The sequence below is a fragment of the Rhizobium sp. TBD182 genome, assembly GCF_001950375.1.
In the GTDB taxonomy this organism is placed as follows: domain Bacteria; phylum Pseudomonadota; class Alphaproteobacteria; order Rhizobiales; family Rhizobiaceae; genus Agrobacterium; species Agrobacterium tumefaciens.
This window is the reverse complement of record NZ_BDLN01000007.1, coordinates 65,907-82,432: the sequence shown is the minus strand read 5'-3', so window position 1 is coordinate 82,432 and position 16,526 is coordinate 65,907. Positions and strand designations below refer to the sequence as shown.

The following is a 16,526-nucleotide window of genomic DNA, read 5'->3' as shown; positions in this document are numbered from 1 at the left end:
AATGGCCAGACCAACCAGCATGACCCGCAAGCTCGTCACGGCGCTGACGAGCGTTGTCGCCATATCCTGGTTTATCGCCTGCGGGTTGGGCGTCATGGTGATGCAGGACGAGTTCGCTGAAATTTTCGACGCTGGCGTTGAGGAAACAGCCGAAAGACTGCTGCCACTGCTGGTGGACGATCTCAGGGAAAACAACACGGGCCCCGCCTCGCAAAAACTCAACCAGTCTGCACATGCGGCGGAATATCTGACCTATCAGGTTCGCGACCGGGAAGGACAGGTCGTCCTGCATTCGCATGACAGTTCGACCGAACCTTTCGAAGTCTCTCTCGACCCCGGTTTTTCTGAAACGGCGACCCAGCGCATCTACACGGTGGCGACACCGGACGGGAATTACTTCCTTCAGGTCGCAGATGCCTTCGCCAACCGGCGTGAGGCAATCGAGGAAGCCGGCACAGCAATTTTGCTGCCCGTTCTCATTCTTATCCCCGCCAGCATCTTTGCCGTTATCTTCGTGGTGCGCAAAACCCTGCAACCGATACAGACCTTGCGCGACGAGATCGGGAAAAAAGACGGCGGCAATCTCGCGCCGCTGGAAACCCTGCCGTTTCCGGCTGAACTTCACCCGATTGCCCGCTCGGTCAATCTGCTGCTGAGGCGGCTGCGATCGACAATCGAAGCGGAAAGGGAGTTTACCGCCAACAGCGCCCATGAATTGCGCACGCCGATTGCCGGCGCGCTGGCGCAGGCGCAGCGACTGCACGCCGATATTCCGCCTGAACTTGCACCGCGCGTGGAAAATATCGAGAAAGCCCTGATGCATCTCGGCCATCTCGCCGAAAAACTGCTGCAGATGTCGCGCGCGGAAGCAAGGATCGGGGTAACAGACACGGCGACCGACCTCATCCCCATTCTCGAGCTCATCATCGACGATATGAGCAGAACGGCGATCGGCACGTCCCGCATCCGCTTGACCAATCGCTGCGAAGGCGGCCTGAACTGCAAGCTGGGCACGGATGCCTTCGGCATCATCATCCGCAACCTTCTCGAAAACGCCCTGATCCACAGTCCGCCGGAAAGCCCGGTGCACATACTGGCCGAAGAGAACGGCACGATCCGCGTCGTCAATTCCGGCGCGGCGATCGACAAAGCGCTTCTTCCCAAACTGACGACGCGCTTTGTCCGAGGCCCGTCCAAGGCTGATGGCACCGGGCTTGGCCTCGCTATCGTCAGAAGCCTGATGGAACAGATTGGCGGCGAACTCGTGCTATCCTCCCCTGCACCCGGCAGACAGGACGGTTTTGAGGCCCGCATCGTGCTTCCGGTCGAAGACGCCTGAATCCGCTGAAAACAAAAAGCCCCGCCAGGGGGCGGGGCTTTCGCTGGTATAATTTTGGCCGCTCAATCCTCGTGAATATGGCTATGGTCGCGCGTATCGCGCATCTTCACATAAACCACCAGCGACAGCGCAATCATGATCGTAACGTACCAGAAGAACCAGTTTTCGTGGCCGATCTGCTTGAACTTCAAGGCTACGAATTCTGCCGTTCCCCCGAAAATCGTGTTCGCCAGCGCGTAGGGCAGAGCCACACCGAGCGCCCGGATGTGGGCGGGGAACATTTCCGCCTTCACCACCGCATTGATGGAAGTGTAGCCGGTGACGATCAACAGGCCGACCAGAACGAGAGCAAAAGCCATGATCGGGTCGGTTGTCGTCGCCAGCGTCGTGAAGATGAGATAGGTGAACAGCGTTCCAAGAATGCCGAAGCCGACCATCAGCGGCTTGCGACCCACCTTGTCCGACAGTGCACCGGCAATCGGCTGGCACAGCATGAAGACGAAGAGGGCTGCCGTGGTGATTTCGGTCGCGCTTTCCTTGCTGAAGCCGGAGGTATTGACGAGGAATTTCTGCAGATAGGTCGTGTAGGCGTAAAAGGCGAGCGTGCCGCCTGATGTCAGCGCCATGACCATCATCGCTTCCCGCGGGTAGTGCTTGAAAAGCGCCCATCCGCTCGATTTCGGCTTGTCCGCGTTGCCCGCCTTGGCATTTTCAAAGGACTGCGTCTCGGCAAGGCCGCGACGGATGTAAAACACCGCAATTGCAAGAACGCCACCGATGAAGAAGGGAATGCGCCAGCCCCAGGCGCCGAGCTGCTCGGGTGTCAGAACCCGTTGCAGAACCAGCAACACCGCCAGCGCCAGAAGCTGGCCGGAAATCAGCGTCACATACTGGAAACTGGAGAAAAAGCCGCGACGATTCTTGCCGGCCATTTCGCTGAGATAGGTCGCGCTGGCGCCATATTCACCGCCGACACTGATGCCCTGCAGCAGGCGGGCAAACACCAGAATGGCAGGCGCTGCAATGCCGATCGTCTCGTGGCCGGGTGTAATTGCGATCAACAGCGAGCCGAGGCACATCAAGGTAACGGACAAGGTCAGGCCGGCCTTGCGGCCCTTGCGGTCGGCATAGGTTCCCATGAACCACGCACCGATGGGCCGCATCAGAAATCCGACGGCAAAAACGGCGGCCGCGCTCAGCAATTCAGCGGTCTGGTTTCCGGAAGGGAAAAACACCGGCGCGAAATAAAGGGTGAAGGCCGAATAAACGTACCAGTCGTACCATTCGACGAGGTTGCCCGCCGATCCGCCGATAATGGATTTCAAACGGGTTTTCTGATCCGGTGCCGTAGCGGGACCATTTGCCATAATATTCACGGTAAACTCCAATTCATCTCGCCTGGAGGTGGAAGGGCGAACGGAAGGTGTGATAATTTGTCGCTCTCGGAGGGGGTATATACCCGCCATATTGCAATGCGCAAGTTTACGCCGCATCGCAGCATGGCAATGGCAGCGTCTACTCGCCATCTTCCGCGCCGGACCATTCTAATACGCCTTGTCACCCGGCCGTGCTCAAACTAAAAAATATCAATGATTTACGATACATCGGACATCTATATCGAAAAGCTTCTCATCCCCGCCGCGCGCGCGGGTGAAGCGCTGGCACGACTGGACGAGAGGATAAGCCGGTCGCCGATGAAACACGGCTTCATCGAAAGGCAGGACTTTACCGACGCGATTTCCTCCATGTGGGTGGATGGCGAACTTGTCCATATGGAAGATCTGGTCCTGCATGACGCCCATATGGATGTGCGGGCGCCAACCCATGAAATGACGGCGGCGCACCGGATCGTCCGCTCAAGGCGGCTGATTTTTTCAAACGCGCCAGGCTGGGCCTTCACTGCACCAGGCCTTTCCCGTCTGCGCGGAAGAATGGGAATTGCCGCCGACGCGACGGCATTTACCCCGGAAACGGTGGATCATTCCGGCAACGAAGAGTCTGATGCAGACGGCGAGACACCGCTGGATGGGGCCTTTTCAGAGCTGGACGCACTTCTGGCGCGAAGCGCCGCGACCTTGGACGCGATCACCGCCGGCACCACCCTTGCGCCGGTGACACATCGGGAGGAGGCCCATCCGATGATCAACGATCCCGATTGGGACGAGGAGGAAAGGCTGAAGGAATGGCGGCAGGTCCTTGGCCAGACGGAGGAGCTGCCCCCAATCCTGCGCACCGCGATCCTGCTGGATGCCTGGAATATGATCGAGGTTCTGCAACGCAGCCCCTGGCTCGGCAGGCTCATGGCCGCCGCTTTTCTGCGCGACGGGGCTGTCTCTCCCGACCACCTGCCGGCGCTCAGCGCTGGTCTTCGTGCCGTCCCGCGCGAGCGCCGGCACGCCAGAAACCAGACGCAACGCCTAGTCGCCCTTCTCGACAGCTTTTACGAGGCGGGACTGGCCAGCATGAAGGAACATGACAGGCTGACCCACGCCAGAGAACGCATGATGCGCAAGCTGGCCGGCCGACGCTCGTCTTCGCGTCTTCCAGACCTGGTGGAGCTTGTCGTCTCCCGGCCGGTGGTTTCGGCGGCCATGATCGTCAGGGAACTCGGCACCACGCCGCAGGGCGCGATAGGGCTCGCCAATCAACTGGAGTTGAGGGAGGTTACGGGCCGCGGCCGCTTCCGTGCCTGGGGCATGCTATAGCACAAGCCGCCAGTCTTCATCCGCCTAAACCCCGGAAAAATAGTATTTTTCTCAACCCCTTGTTCCTGCGATGAATCCCGCAGGAATCCTGCGATCACGAATCTTAACAAAATTTAACTATTGCGTAGGTGGATGAAGCGGCTATGTTCTCGCTGCGTTGCAACACGATTTTTCTCCGGTAACGCGGTCGCATTCGGCTCCGGCAACCTTTCTTTGCCATCCGCATTAAAGTGTCCACCATGAGGGAGATGCAAAAAATGACAATTTCAGTCTCACAACTCGATTCCGATCAGGAAACAGATGCTCCTTTCGCCCGAAAAGTCCTGATGGCGCGCAATCTCGCCGGATATACGGTCGATCAGCTTGCCATCACCTGCGGCCTGACAGCCAATGAAATCCGCGCCCTGGAAGACGGCTCAGACAGCGATCCTCTGCGCATCAGGCGCGTTGCCGCCGCCCTGCATATTCCAGTCGAAACCGTTATCTGATCGTTCACAACGATCCGAACCAAATCTCAGCGCCGCCGGGGACGATGTTCACGCAACATCCGGGCGGCGCGCGTAACGGTTTGAACGCTACAAGTCTCTCCGGAACATTTTCCGCTCCGCTCTCTTAACATTTCCGTTATCCGGCACCACATGATGTCCGCACGGGACATGTTCGCCATGTGGCCCGCCTGCGCGAGAGCACCAATAATTTCCGGAATCCTGCCATGACACTCAGCCTTAACACCGAAGAACGGGTTTCTTCAGCATTGGATGAATTGTGGCCAACGGAGAAAACGGAAATTCTCGACTGGCTCGTCACCGGCACGAAGGACGAGCGCTTTATCGATGAGATATTCTTCGAGCTGTGTAGCAGGTTGCGCGAAAGTGGAATTTCCATAGCGCGGGGCGCACTTGCCTTCCGCATTCGTCACCCGCAATGGCTTGGCGCGCGCATCCTGTGGAAGGCCGGCATATCGTCGGCCGAGATCACCACCTATGGCTATGGGGCGGAGAGCTCGCCCGAATATCTGAACAGCCCCATCAACGACATCCATCAGGGCGCAACCGAAATCCGCCACCGGCTGACCGGCGACGAAATCGAGCCATCCGCTTATCCGATCTATGAGGAATTGCGCGCCGACGGGCTGACGGATTATTTCGCCTGGCCGATCGAACATACGTTCGGCAAGCGCCATGTCGCCACTTTTTCCAGCGATCGGCCCGGTGGCTTTTTGGAAGCGGAAGTCCTTGCGTTGAAAAACCTGCTACCGGCGCTCGCGCTGGTCAGCGAAATTCGCCTGAAAAACCGCATGACGCGCACCCTGCTTGAGACCTATGTCGGGCCGCATGCGGGCGAAAAAATCCTCAATGGCGCAACGACGCGCGGCAGCGGCATAACGGTCGGCGCGGCGATCCTGATCTGCGACCTGCGCAACTTCACCCATATTTCCGACCTCTGGCCGCGCGATGATGTGATCGAATTGCTGAACGGTTATTTCGACGCGATGTGCGATCCGATCGAGGAATTCGGTGGTGAAATCCTGAAATTCATGGGCGATGGGCTGCTGGCGATTTTCCCGCTCAGCGATCCGCAGGCTTGTGAAAACCTGCTGAAAGCCATTGCCAGCGCACAGAAAAGTCTCGTTGCCCTCAACGACATCAATTGCCAGAAAGGCCATGACCCTCTGGGTTACGGCATCGGCGTCCATGTCGGCGATGTCATGTATGGCAATATCGGCTCGAAAACCCGCCTCGATTTTACCGTCATCGGTCCGGCCGTGAACATCGCATCACGGCTTGAAACCCTGACCAAGGAAACCGGCCGCAACGTCCTGTTTTCCGAAGAATTCGTCCGTATGGCCGGACATGAGGACAAGCTGGACAATCTTGGCCCATGGCTCCTGCGCGGCCTTGAAACCCCGGTCGAGGTTTATGCGCTTCCCCAACAGGAGGTCCTCGCACCCCCTGTCGACTGACTGCCGGTCAGGACTTTGTTCCCGTTTCAACGCTTTCTCAACGCAGCGCTCACCCGTGCTGCACAACCTCCGGAAGAGATGATTTCGGCTGCCCTGCCCGTCGTCAAAACGCTTGACACGCCTCCGATGTCGATCTAGCAAAATAGAACATATATTCCATATCGAAACATTGTTTGCGTTCATATTCTGTCTTTCCGGGAGTGGAAGACGGGTGTGAGGAACCGGAGGAAAGATGGTTACGAAATTGGCACTGCTCGGCGCTGGACGGATCGGCAAGGTCCACGCCAAGGCGATCACCACCGACAGCCGTGCGAAGCTGGTGGCCGTTGTGGACGCCGTTGCCGGTGCTGCGGAAGCAATCGCCCGCGAAGCGCAGTGCAAGGTCAGCACAATCGACGAGGTTCTGGCTGACAAGACGATCGATGCCGTCATCATCTGCACGCCGACCAACACCCATGCCGATCTGATTGAGCGTTTCGCCCGTGCCGGCAAGGCCATCTTCTGCGAAAAACCCGTCGATCTGGATGTGGCCCGTGCGGAAGCCTGCGCCAAGGTGGTTGAGGAAACCGGTGCAAAGGTGATGCTCGGTTTCAACCGGCGTTTCGATCCGCATTTCCAGGCCGTGCACAAGGCAATCGAGGATGGCCGCATCGGCAAGGTCGAAATGGTGACCATCACCAGCCGCGATCCCGGCCCGCCGCCAGCCGAATACATCAAGGTTTCCGGCGGCATTTTCCGTGACATGACTATTCATGATTTCGACATGGCGCGGTTCCTGCTCGGCGAGGAAGTGGAAAGCGTATTCGCCACCGGTTCCGTTCTCGTCAATCCGGAGATCGGTGCACTCGGCGATTTCGATAGCGCCAGCATCATTCTGACGACGAAAAGCGGCAGGCAAGCCAGCATTTCGAATTCGCGACGCGCGACCTATGGGTACGACCAGCGTATCGAAGTACATGGTTCGCTCGGTTCGGCTGCGGCCGAGAACCAGCGGCCGGTCTCCATCGAGATCGCCAATGCTGAGGGCTACACCCGCCCGCCGCTGCATGATTTCTTCATGACGCGTTATACGGCGGCCTACGCGGCGGAAATTACCGCTTTCATCGATTGCATCGAAAACAATGTGGCTCCTTCACCCTCCATCAAGGATGGGCTGATCGCATTGAAACTGGCCGACGCTGCGCTGAAATCCGTCACCTCGAAGGCGGCCGTGACGATCGGCTGATCGACGCAGAAATCACTCCGTAACCGACATCCTGTCCGCGGTGCGTTAACGCATGGCGGACAGGAAAACAGCTATTAGCAAAGCTTCCGCCAGCATCGGCGCCACCCGTGAACTTGACCGGGCAGAGGCAGTCTTCGGACTTGCATGGCAGCTATTCGGAAAATAAGGTTGTCTGACAAGATACGGCCAGACCATATGGCTGCTATTCACCTTATTCAGGCCGAATCCTCTTTTTGCCGGCAACAGCCGGACAGTGGTTTATTTATGCCATCACCCAAGACCGGTTATCTTTATGCGCTCATAGCATTCACGATCTTTGCAGCGCAGGATGGCATATCCAAACATCTTGGCGGTTCTTATCCGCCCGTTTTCGTCGCCATGCTTCGATACTGGGCCTTCGCCGTCTTCGTTTTGTTGATGGCTGCAAGGTCCTCTGGCGGCATTCGGGGCGCTGTCATGGCCAACCGTCCGTGGCTGCAGATCAGCCGCGGCGTCCTTCTTGCCGTACAGATTGTTTTTTCCATTTTCTCCTTCGCCGTTGTCGGCTTGGCGCACAGCCACTCCATCCTCGCTTCGGCGCCGCTGATCGTCGCCGCACTGTCCGTGCCGTTGCTTGGCGAACATGTGGGCTGGCGGCGCTGGTGCGCCATTTTTGTCGGCTTCATCGGCGTTCTCGTCATTCTGAAACCTGATGGCGAAGGGTTCGACAACCGCCTGCTGATCACTTTCATCGCCGCCTTCATGCTTGCGCTCTACAGCGTCCTGACCCGCCTTGGCAGCAAGAGCGATTCAGCGATGACGAGCTTCTTTTATACCGGCGTGGCCGGTGCGGCAGCACTGACGCTGGTGGGTCCGTTTTATTGGGTTAGCCTCGCACCCCAGGATTGGGGCTGGATGCTGGCGCTGTGCATTACCGGCATGAGCGGCCATTATTGCCTGATCAAAGCATTCGAGCTGGCGGATGCGGCCTCCGTGCAGCCGTTTTCCTATTACCAGCTCGTGCTCGTCTCCATCATCGGCGTTACCATCTATGGCGAGGTCGTGACATCCAACATGGTTCTGGGTGCTGCAATCGTGATCGCCGCCGGTCTCTTTACCATCTGGCGGGAACATGCCGTTGCCCGCAGGGAACGCAGGCGGGCTGACTGACGTCATTCCCGTTGAACGTCCTCTCAGGCGAGAGTCGCCTCGCAACGCAGCAGCATTCCAAACAGGTCGCGCGGCTCATCCGGATCGGCCAGCAGATCCAGTTCCGTATAAAGCCCGGTGGCGGCCAGTTTCGAGCGCACATAACGCAGCGCCGAAAAATCCTCGGTCGCGAAACCGACGCTGTCGAACAGCGTGATCTGCCTGTCGTTTACCCGCCCGTGCTTTTCACCCGATATGACCTGCCATAGCTCAGTGACGGGGTAGTCTTCGGGCAATTGCTGGATTTCACCTTCGATGCGCGTCTGCGGTGGGTATTCGACAAAAATGTCCGACCGCAGCAGAATGTCCCGGTGCAGTTCCGTCTTGCCGGGACAATCGCCGCCGACGGCATTGATGTGAATGCCGGGACCAACCATGTTGTCGGTCAGGATTGTCGCATATTGCTTGTCAGCGGTAACGGTGGTGATGATATCTGCACCCTCCACTGCGCTCTGCGCACTATCGCAAATTTCGATGGTAAAGCCCTGCCCGGCAAGATTGCGGGCGCATTTTTCACTGGCGGTCCGGTCGATATCGAAAAGCCGCACCGTGTCGATGCCGAGAATGGCCTTGAAGGCCCGCGCCTGGAACTCGCTCTGTGCGCCATTGCCGATGATGGCCATCGAGCGGGCATTTTTGCGGGCAAGGTGTTTTGCAGCGACAGCCGAAGTAGCAGCGGTGCGCAGCGCCGTCAGAATGGTCATTTCGGTCAATAGCAGCGGATAGCCGTTGCCGACATCGGAAAGCACCCCAAAGGCGGTCACCGTCTGGCGGCCCTCCTTCATGTTTTTCGGATGGCCGTTCACATATTTGAAGCCATACAACGTTCCATCACTGGTCGGCATCAGCTCGATGACGCCCTCTTGGGAATGCGATGCGATGCGCGGCGTCTTGTCGAAACTTTCCCAGCGACGGAAATCCTCTTCAACCACGTCGGCAAGCTCGCGCAGAAACGTATCGATCCCCACGCGCAGAACGAGTTTCATCATATGATCGACGCTGACGAAAGGTACGATATTAAGGTTCGGTATAATCGTCATTGCATCATCCCCCTCAGCCGGCCCGTGTCGGGCGGTCCATAACCCGCTTGCCCATCAGGCTGGCAGCCAGATCGACCATCAGCGTCGCCGTCCTGCCGCGCTCATCGAGAAACGGGTTAAGCTCCACGAGATCAAGACTGCACACAAGCCCGCTATCATGCAGCATCTCCATCACCAGATGCGCCTCACGGAACGTCGCCCCACCCGGAACCGTGGTGCCGACCGCAGGCGCGATCGACGGTTCGAGGAAATCGACATCGAGACTGACATGCAACAGGCCGTTTGCCGCCTGCACCCGCGCAAGGAACGCGCGCAGCAGAACCGCGACACCATGCTCGTCTATCGAGCGCATGTCGTGAACGGTGATGCCGCTGTCTTCCAGTGCGGCTCTCTCGGCTGGATCGACGCTGCGGATGCCGATCATGCCGATATTTTCCTCAGGAACCGCATGCGAGAGCGGCGGAAAGTAACCCGAAAATCCGTCGCGACCACTGAAATAGGCGACCGGCGTGCCATGCAGGTTGCCGCTGCGCGTCGTTTCAAGCGTGTGGTAATCGGTATGGGCATCGAGCCAGAGCACGAAAAACGGCCGGCCACTCTGCGCCACCCGCCGCGCCATGCCGGCGACGGTTCCCGCGGAAATTGCGTGGTCGCCGCCAAGAAAGATCGGAACGGCGGCAGCACTTTCGCGATAGGCCGCCTCCGTCAGCGCCTCGGTCCAGGCCACCGTCTCAGCGAGATGATGCACCGCCGGATTGGGGTGGCTAAACTCCCTCAGCGGCGCCGGCGTCACATTGCCGGTATCCACCACCCGATGGCCCAAATCTTCGAGCGCCCGCGTGAGACCGGCGATGCGATACGCACTCGGCCCCATCTCACACCCCAATTGCCCGGCTCCGATTTGCAACGGCGCACCGATCAGCCTGATATCCATTTGAGCCCTCGCTTTTATCAACCGATAACCTCACTAAACCACACAGACATGGCGGAATGAACATCAAATATTGGCAATATTATCGAAATAGGCTATCGATTTGGTCAAATCTATTTATCAGAATGGCTACCAATGGATGATCTCGACGAACGGCTCGTGACCCTTTTGAGGCATAACGGCAGACGCAGCATTTCCGATCTGGCGATCGAGACGGAAACCTCGCGCGCAACGGTACGCTCACGCATCGAAAAAATGGAAAATGACGGCACTATCATCGGTTACACCGTCATCCTGCGTGCCGATGCGGTGGAGGCGGCGATCCGCGGCATCATGATGATCGAGATTGAAGGCCATGTGACGGACCGCGTCATCCGCACGCTCGGCGGTTTCCCGGAAATATCCGAAATTCACAGCACGAACGGTCGCTGGGACCTGATCGTAGAACTTAACGCCGCCACTCTCAGCGATTTCGACGCGGTGCTCCGCCGTATCCGCCTTGTCCCTGGCATTACCGGCAGCGAGACCAGCCTTCTGCTCTCCACCCCACGCTCCACCCGTGCGCGGCTCTGACGCAGGAGACAGACGCAAAAGAGCGACGAAAACGCATTTTTCGATTTTTTCGACTTGCGCCTCGCAAGAAATCATCTATATGACGACCCACCAAAGCGAACGCGGTAACCCGCTTCGGGCTTTTGGGGAATAGTTCAATGGTAGAACGACGGACTCTGACTCCGTTAATCTTGGTTCGAGTCCAGGTTCCCCAGCCAAATTTCTCCAAACAAAATCAAACTGTTTCGAGCACTTGAGCTGCATCACCGCGCTCTGCCTATATCTGCCAACGTTGTACGCGCGGCTCGATCCGAATCAGACATTTCCGTATCCAGCTGGCCTAGCCTCGATACACCACCGCCCCCCCAGTCATCCCCGCCCCTGCCGCCGTCAATAACAGCGTTTCACCCTCCGTGATGGGCCGCTCAGCATTGGAAACGGAAAGCGAAAGCGGAATAGTGGCGGCAGAAGAGTTGCCGAAGGTTTCGACTGTACGTACCGTCTTTTGCCGGTCGATGCCGATATTGCCGCAGACGGCATCGAACATGCGGGCATTGGCCTGATGCGGCACGAATCGATGGATATCGGTGGCCGTCATTTCTGCGCGTTGCAGAGCGCGCTGTGAGGTCTGCGTCATTGTTGCGACGGCACGGGAAAAGACCTCGCGGCCGTCCCGCATCGTCATAAGGGTATCTTCAGCCTCTGTATCATTGGAAAAAGGCTGGCTGCTGCCGCCCGCCGCGATCTGGATCAGGTCGTAACCGCTCCCATCCGAAACGAGATCGGCAGACAAAAAGCCGCGCTGCGCATCCCGGCAGGGGACAAGCACGACGGCGCCGGCAGCATCGGCGAACAGAACCGCAGTTGCCCTTTCCGCCGGATTGATACGACGGCTTAAGATATTGGCGGCAACAACCAGCACCGCGCGGCCGTGGGTGCGGACAAAACCATCCGCAAGAGTGAGCGCATAGAGAAAACCGGAACAGGCCCCGGCAAGATCGATCGCCCCGGATTGTGTGAGGCCCAACCGGTGCGCAAGCAGCGGGGCCGAAGGCGGCAAAAGATGGTCTGGTGTGGAGGTCGCAAGCAATGTCAGTGCGATATCCTTGGCGCCAATTTTCGCGTTTTCCAGTGCCATGCGGCCGGCTTTTTCGGCAAGGCCGCTCAGCGTCTCGTCCTCTTGCGCCCAATAACGTGTGCGGATCCCCGTCCGACGCTCTATCCAGCCAGCCTCCAGCCCAAGACGCGTCTCAATCTCGGCGTTGCGGACACATCGCGCTGGCACGGCATGCCCGAAGCCAGCCATGCGGGAAGAACGGGTCTGCATTGTCAGGCCTTTCGGAGACGGTTTTTGATCGCGGCCGCGCCGGGTTCCCCCGGAGCGGCTTCAGTCACGATCGAGGCCACTTCGTCCATCGCGTCGAAGGCACGGGTGAGGTCTTGCGCCGTCGAACAATAGGGCGGCATCAGATAGAGCACATTGCCGAGCGGGCGGATGATGAGCCCGCGCTCGCGGAACAATTGCCGCATGCGTGGCCCCGCCTCCGCGAGATAACCGCCAGAGGGCACGACGAGGTCAAGCGCTGCGATGGTTCCAATCTGGCGTATGTTGGTGAAGCGCCTGTCATCCGCAAATCGCCCGAGATTGTCGCGCAGCACTTCTTGCAGTTGGCCGATGCGCTGTACCACTGGCTCATCGCGCCAAACCTGCAGATTGGCGACAGCGGCAGCGCAGGCAATCGGATTGGCGGTGTAGGAACTCGAATGGAAAAAGGTCTTGCGGCGATCGGTCGAGAAGTGCGCGTCGAAGATTTCGCCACTGCACAAGGTCGCTGCCAACGGCAGGGAGCCACCGGTCAGCCCCTTGGAGGTGCACAGAATATCCGGTGAAACTCCCGCCTGCTCGCAGGCGAACATGGTTCCTGTCCGGCCCCAGCCCGTCATCACCTCGTCGGCGATGACAAGGCAACCGTAGCGTTCGGCAATTTGTTTCAGTCCGGCGAGAACGTCCGCGCGGTAAATCTTCATGCCACCGGCACCTAGAGCAAGCGGCTCGATCAGCAAGGCGGCGACTCGGCCCGAACGACAAAAGCTTTCGAACATGTCGAGCGTCTCCTGCTCACAATCCGCTTCCGGAAAAGCAAGTCGGTCGACGCCGAATAGCAGTGTTTCATACGCAGCATTGAACACGCCGCGTTCGCCCGTCGACATGGCGCCGATCGTATCACCGTGGTAGCCGTGCTCCATGACCACGATGCGATCTCGCTTTTCACCGCAATTGTGAAAATAACCGAGCGCCATTTTAAGCGCCACTTCCACCGAGGTCGAACCGCTATCGGAATAAAACACATGTTCCAAGCCGGCAGGCGCGAGTTCGATCAGCCCTTTGGCCAGCGTTTCGGCCGGCTCGTGCGAAAACTCGGCGAAAATGATCTGGTCGAAGGTCTCGGTCGCTGCGCGGATGGCGGACATGATTGCCGGGTGCCGGTGGCCGTGAGTGATGACCCACCAGGATGAAATTGCATCGAACAACCGCTGGCCATCCTCATCGACCAGATAGGCGCCCTCCGCCGAGACGATGCGTTTCATCGGCGGTTCCAGCCCGTGCTGGGTGAAAGGATGCCAGACGCGGGAACGGCTCATGCCGGCACCTCCAGGAAATCGGCGAGATCGAATTGTTGAGCGAATGCATGGTGCAGCGCCTCGGCAGTCATCTCCGGTATGCGAGGCAAGCGGCCAAGCGAGCGAACTCGGCCTATATCGGCGATAATGCGCTGATTTTCCCGGTTCTCATCACCGATGAAGACCACGCCGTGCACCGGAATGGCTCTCAGCCGCAGCGCCTCGAGCGACAGCAGCGTGTGGTTGATGGTGCCGAGTGAGGTTCTGGCGCACAGGATCAGCGGAATTCGCCAGCGGGCGAAAATATCGACAAACAGCAATGTGTCGGTCAGCGGCACCAGCAGACCGCCCGCCCCTTCGATCACCAGCGGCCCATCCGTTTCCGGCGGCAGCAAAAGCTCGGGCTCGATCGTGACATTGTCGAGGCGGGCCGAAAGATGCGGTGAGGCCGGCATTTTCAGGCGATAGGCCTCCGGCAGGATGCGCGTGCGCGGCACGCCACCCATCCGCTCCACCACCTCGCTGTCGGTCTCTTCCTCGAGCCCGGATTGCACCGGCTTCCAGTAATGGGCTTGCAATGCGTGAGTAAGCGCCGCAGAAAAAACCGTCTTACCGATACCCGTATCGGTGCCCGAGACGATGAAACGGAGGCTCATCGTTCCTCCTCCATGGCGAAGGCGAGCAGCCCGACCATATCGGCGATCTGGCTTTCCTCGACATTGAGCGTAATGGATATGCGCAGGCGTGCCGTGCCTTCCGGTACCGTTGGCGGGCGGATGGCGCGCACGTCGAAGCCGCCGTCTCGCATACGCGTGGCGATTTTCAGTGCACGCGCATTGTCACCAATCATCACCGGCAATATCTGCGAGCCGCCGGGCGTCACGCCCAGCCGGGATCGTAATTGTTCGCTGGCCAAATTTATCAGTTCTTCCAGACGGATGCGCCGCCAGGGCTCGTCGGCGACGATCCGCAAGGCCTCACGCACAGCCGCCGGCATCAGCGGTGACGGCGCGGTCGAATAGATGAAACCGCGGGCGCGGTTGGTGAGGTAATCGGCGAGAACCGCAGGCAGACTGATAAGCGCGCCGGAAAGACCAAGCGCCTTGCCGCAGGTGTGCAGCGCCACGACATTACCCCGACCTTCCAGTTCAGCGGCCAGGCCGCGCCCGCCCGGCCCGAACACGCCGGTGGCATGCGCCTCATCGACGACGAGAAAGCCGCCATGTCGCCCGGCGAGGTCGGCAAGGGCAGCAACCGGCGCCCGGTCACCATCCATGGAATAGAGGCTCTCCACCGCGATCCACGGGCGACCTTTGCCGCCCGCCTGCCGCCATCGGTTTATTTCCCGTTCGAATGCCTCAACCTGATTATGCGGCACAGCGACCGCCTTCGCCTTGCCGGCGGCAATGCCGTCATGCACGCTGGCATGGATCAGCGCATCGTAGAGAACGAGGTCGTCCCGCAGCGGCAGTGCGGAAAAAAGTGCGACATTGGCGGCAAATCCGCTACCGAAATAGATCGCCCTCTCAGCGCCGAAAAATACCGCCGCCTCCGTTTCAAGCGCCTCATGTTCGGGATGGTTGCCGCGAAGCAGCCGCGAACCACCGGCACCCACAGGCACGCCGCTCTCGATTGCGTCAGTGATCGCCGCCTTCAGCCGGGGTGCATCGGCAAGCCCGAGATAGTCGTTGGAGGTGAAGTCGATACCCTGCCGGGGCGCTAGCGCCCGCAGGCGCGACTTGCGGTGCAGACCGGCAAGCTTCAGCTCATAGGCGGAGAGCGCCGACGAATTCACCGGGTCTCTCCCGCTTCCGCCGTTTGCAACGCCATCGGCTTCAGGCCCAGCCGCCGGAACAGCGCCGTATCGTGATCTTCCCCCGGATTATCCGCCGTCAGCAGCGTCTCGCCGACGAAGATGGAATTCGCCCCGGCCAGAAAACAGAGCGCCTGCGTCTCATCACTCATTTCGGTACGTCCGGCGGAAAGCCTCACATGCGAACGGGGCATGAGGATGCGCGCAAGCGCAATGGTGCGGACGAAGTCGATCGGATCAACCGGAGCGGCCTTGGCAAGCTTCGAGCCGGGGATCGGGATCAGCATGTTGATCGGCACGCTTTCCGGCGGAACCGGCAGATTAGCAAGGGTTACCAGCATGGAAATACGGTCCTCGACCGTTTCTCCCATGCCGAGAATGCCGCCGGCGCAGACCTTCATGCCGGCATCACGAACATTGGCGAGCGTTTCCAGCCGATCCTCGAAGGTGCGGGTGGTGATGATCTCCGAATAGAACCGCTCCGACGTATCGACATTGTGATTGTAGTAATCTAGCCCGGCGTGAGCGAGACGTTCGGATTGTTCCGGCGTCAGCATGCCGAGCGTCATGCAGGTTTCCATGCCGAGCGCCTTGACGCCTTCGACCATGGCCACCACCGCCTCCATGTCGCGCTCCTTAGGGTTGCGCCACGCCGCCCCCATGCAATAGCGCGTCGCCCCGCCCTCTTTCGCCTTGCGCGCCTCTGCCAGTACTCGCTCCACCTCCATGAGTTTGGAAGCCTTCAGACCTGTTGGATTGCGGGCGGACTGGCTGCAATAACCACAATCCTCCGGGCAGCCGCCGGTCTTGATCGATAAAAGCCGGCTCATCTGGATGGCGTTGGCATCGAAATGGCGACGATGCACCTGCTGTGCCCGGAACAGGAGGTCATTAAATGGTAAATTATAGATAATTTTTGCTTCTTCGAGTAAAGAATCCGCTTTGATTGAGGGAATCTGCGCCTGATTTTGTTCAATTTCTGTGATAATCTGATTCATCCGGCGATTTTCCCTTCAAATAAATAGATAGAACTTATTTTTATCTATTTTTTTATCGGACCCTTTTGCAAGGACTTTTTTCGAGAAAAACGTCAGGCACCGGAGATCGAAGAAATATGCGGGATAAGACTGCGGCGTTTGGCTGCGGGG

At 58.9% G+C, this 16,526-nt stretch carries 15 protein-coding genes and 1 tRNA gene; 8 read left to right on the top strand and 8 right to left on the bottom strand.

The features are described from left to right. Position 1: 1 nt before the first annotated feature. Positions 2-1,339: a sensor histidine kinase gene (locus T18_RS19550; protein WP_038494585.1), complete on the top strand. Its 1,338-nt coding sequence runs from the start codon at positions 2-4 to the stop codon at positions 1,337-1,339. A gap of 62 nt (positions 1,340-1,401) precedes the next feature. Here T18_RS19550 and T18_RS19545 read toward each other — a convergent pair whose 3' ends face one another. Continuing rightward, positions 1,402-2,706, bottom strand: coding sequence for an MFS transporter (locus T18_RS19545; RefSeq protein WP_004431639.1), 1,305 nt, complete (start codon positions 2,704-2,706; stop codon positions 1,402-1,404). 222 nt (positions 2,707-2,928) lie between these two features. Between T18_RS19545 and T18_RS19540 the strand changes: the two genes are divergently transcribed. The 5 genes from T18_RS19540 to T18_RS19515 all read left to right on the top strand — a co-directional run bounded on the left by T18_RS19540 (position 2,929) and on the right by T18_RS19515 (position 8,381). Further along, positions 2,929-4,044 carry an RHE_PE00001 family protein gene (locus T18_RS19540; protein ID WP_004431636.1) on the top strand — a complete coding sequence of 372 codons (1,116 nt, stop codon included), beginning with the start codon at positions 2,929-2,931 and terminating at the stop codon, positions 4,042-4,044. A gap of 257 nt (positions 4,045-4,301) precedes the next feature. After that, positions 4,302-4,532 carry a helix-turn-helix domain-containing protein gene (locus T18_RS19535; RefSeq protein ID WP_004431634.1) on the top strand — a complete coding sequence of 77 codons (231 nt, stop codon included), beginning with the start codon at positions 4,302-4,304 and terminating at the stop codon, positions 4,530-4,532. A 224-nt stretch (positions 4,533-4,756) separates the two neighbouring features. Then, positions 4,757-6,007: an adenylate/guanylate cyclase domain-containing protein gene (locus T18_RS19530; RefSeq protein ID WP_004431631.1), complete on the top strand. Its 1,251-nt coding sequence runs from the start codon at positions 4,757-4,759 to the stop codon at positions 6,005-6,007. A gap of 232 nt (positions 6,008-6,239) precedes the next feature. After that, positions 6,240-7,232, top strand: coding sequence for an inositol 2-dehydrogenase (iolG, locus tag T18_RS19520; RefSeq protein ID WP_004431628.1), 993 nt, complete (start codon positions 6,240-6,242; stop codon positions 7,230-7,232). Between the two features lie 264 nt (positions 7,233-7,496). After that, positions 7,497-8,381, top strand: coding sequence for a DMT family transporter (locus T18_RS19515; RefSeq protein WP_004431626.1), 885 nt, complete (start codon positions 7,497-7,499; stop codon positions 8,379-8,381). Positions 8,382-8,404: 23 nt separating this feature from the next. On the opposite strand, the gene T18_RS19510 is transcribed toward T18_RS19515, so the two are convergent. Together T18_RS19510 and rocF are read right to left on the bottom strand one after the other, a co-directional pair. Continuing rightward, complete coding sequence (locus tag T18_RS19510; protein ID WP_004431625.1) at positions 8,405-9,460, bottom strand: ornithine cyclodeaminase; 1,056 nt, start codon at positions 9,458-9,460, stop codon at positions 8,405-8,407. Between the two features lie 13 nt (positions 9,461-9,473). Continuing rightward, complete coding sequence (gene rocF, locus T18_RS19505; RefSeq protein WP_004431622.1) at positions 9,474-10,394, bottom strand: arginase; 921 nt, start codon at positions 10,392-10,394, stop codon at positions 9,474-9,476. 132 nt (positions 10,395-10,526) lie between these two features. On the opposite strand from rocF, the gene T18_RS19500 reads away from it, so the two are divergent. Further along, a complete protein-coding gene (locus T18_RS19500) occupies positions 10,527-10,964 on the top strand; it encodes an Lrp/AsnC family transcriptional regulator (RefSeq protein ID WP_004431612.1) in 438 nt (145 codons plus the stop codon). Between the two features lie 123 nt (positions 10,965-11,087). Further along, positions 11,088-11,161: transfer RNA gene (locus T18_RS19495), tRNA-Gln, on the top strand. A 122-nt stretch (positions 11,162-11,283) separates the two neighbouring features. Here the strand turns inward: T18_RS19495 and T18_RS19490 are convergent. The 5 genes from T18_RS19490 to bioB are packed head-to-tail and all read right to left on the bottom strand — an operon-like array spanning position 11,284 to position 16,376. After that, positions 11,284-12,270: a beta-ketoacyl-ACP synthase III gene (locus tag T18_RS19490; protein ID WP_004431611.1), complete on the bottom strand. Its 987-nt coding sequence runs from the start codon at positions 12,268-12,270 to the stop codon at positions 11,284-11,286. Between the two features lie 2 nt (positions 12,271-12,272). Beyond that, positions 12,273-13,586, bottom strand: a complete 1,314-nt coding sequence (locus T18_RS19485) for an adenosylmethionine--8-amino-7-oxononanoate transaminase (protein WP_004431606.1) — start codon at positions 13,584-13,586, stop codon at positions 12,273-12,275. Continuing rightward, positions 13,583-14,221, bottom strand: coding sequence for a dethiobiotin synthase (gene bioD / locus T18_RS19480; RefSeq protein WP_004431604.1), 639 nt, complete (start codon positions 14,219-14,221; stop codon positions 13,583-13,585). The genes T18_RS19485 and bioD overlap by 4 nt, the downstream gene beginning before the upstream one ends. Further along, positions 14,218-15,360, bottom strand: coding sequence for an 8-amino-7-oxononanoate synthase (locus T18_RS19475; RefSeq protein WP_004431602.1), 1,143 nt, complete (start codon positions 15,358-15,360; stop codon positions 14,218-14,220). The genes bioD and T18_RS19475 overlap by 4 nt, the downstream gene beginning before the upstream one ends. Beyond that, the gene (gene bioB, locus T18_RS19470; protein WP_038494580.1) at positions 15,357-16,376 is read right to left on the bottom strand and encodes a biotin synthase BioB; all 1,020 of its coding nucleotides are present in this window, start codon (positions 16,374-16,376) and stop codon (positions 15,357-15,359) included. Before bioB ends, T18_RS19475 begins: the two co-directional genes overlap by 4 nt. Positions 16,377-16,526 lie beyond the last annotated feature (150 nt).

Bases quoted from the DNA above. Each gene is read 5' to 3' on its own strand.
- T18_RS19550 (WP_038494585.1), top strand. From the start codon at position 2: ATGGCCAGACCAACCAGCATGACCCGCAAGCTCGTCACGGCGCTGACG.
- T18_RS19545 (WP_004431639.1), bottom strand. From the start codon at position 2,706: ATGGCAAATGGTCCCGCTACGGCACCGGATCAGAAAACCCGTTTGAAA.
- T18_RS19540 (WP_004431636.1), top strand. From the start codon at position 2,929: ATGATTTACGATACATCGGACATCTATATCGAAAAGCTTCTCATCCCC.
- T18_RS19535 (WP_004431634.1), top strand. From the start codon at position 4,302: ATGACAATTTCAGTCTCACAACTCGATTCCGATCAGGAAACAGATGCT.
- T18_RS19530 (WP_004431631.1), top strand. From the start codon at position 4,757: ATGACACTCAGCCTTAACACCGAAGAACGGGTTTCTTCAGCATTGGAT.
- iolG (WP_004431628.1), top strand. From the start codon at position 6,240: ATGGTTACGAAATTGGCACTGCTCGGCGCTGGACGGATCGGCAAGGTC.
- T18_RS19515 (WP_004431626.1), top strand. From the start codon at position 7,497: ATGCCATCACCCAAGACCGGTTATCTTTATGCGCTCATAGCATTCACG.
- T18_RS19510 (WP_004431625.1), bottom strand. From the start codon at position 9,460: ATGACGATTATACCGAACCTTAATATCGTACCTTTCGTCAGCGTCGAT.
- rocF (WP_004431622.1), bottom strand. From the start codon at position 10,394: ATGGATATCAGGCTGATCGGTGCGCCGTTGCAAATCGGAGCCGGGCAA.
- T18_RS19500 (WP_004431612.1), top strand. From the start codon at position 10,527: ATGGATGATCTCGACGAACGGCTCGTGACCCTTTTGAGGCATAACGGC.
- T18_RS19490 (WP_004431611.1), bottom strand. From the start codon at position 12,270: ATGCAGACCCGTTCTTCCCGCATGGCTGGCTTCGGGCATGCCGTGCCA.
- T18_RS19485 (WP_004431606.1), bottom strand. From the start codon at position 13,586: ATGAGCCGTTCCCGCGTCTGGCATCCTTTCACCCAGCACGGGCTGGAA.
- bioD (WP_004431604.1), bottom strand. From the start codon at position 14,221: ATGAGCCTCCGTTTCATCGTCTCGGGCACCGATACGGGTATCGGTAAG.
- bioB (WP_038494580.1), bottom strand. From the start codon at position 16,376: ATGAATCAGATTATCACAGAAATTGAACAAAATCAGGCGCAGATTCCC.